The sequence below is a fragment of the Arthrobacter sp. Y3221157 genome (genome assembly GCF_059089865.1).
Genome location: NZ_JBNHFD010000226.1, coordinates 1 through 456, shown reverse-complemented (window position 1 = coordinate 456; position 456 = coordinate 1). Strand labels below are relative to the sequence as shown.

The window sequence follows — 456 nt, the reverse complement described above, 5'->3', positions numbered from 1 at the left end:
AATCCCAAGCCGCAGTCCCGCACCCTGAAGGTAGCCCAGACCCTCGTTGAGAAATTGCTCGAGGCCGGCTCCTACGAGGTGGAGGTCATTGACCTCGCAGAACACGTCGAGGAGATCTTCGCGTGGCCCAGCGAGAAAATGGCTGCGCTGAACGCCAGTGTCGCTGCCAGTGATGTGGCGGTTTTCGCCTCACCCACCTACAAGGCAACCTACACCGGGCTTCTGAAGGCCTTCCTTGATCGCTACCCCGCCAACGCACTGGCAGGAGTGACAGCCATCCCGGTCATGACCGGCGCCGACCAGACCCACTCCATGGGCCCCACGGTCAACCTGGCACCACTGCTCGTTGAACTCGGCGCGACCGTACCAGGACGCGGGTTCTACTTCGTCACCGGCCAGATGGACCACCTCGACGAGGTCGTCCAGAACGCCGCCGACGAATACGCCGCGAACCTG

1 protein-coding gene is annotated in these 456 nt (G+C 62.9%); it reads left to right on the top strand.

Features of this window, described 5'->3' with window-relative positions; translation table 11 throughout:
- The coding region (locus tag AC5RTT_RS20770; RefSeq protein WP_494146738.1) for an NADPH-dependent FMN reductase at window positions 1-456 on the top strand (456 nt) is incomplete at both ends.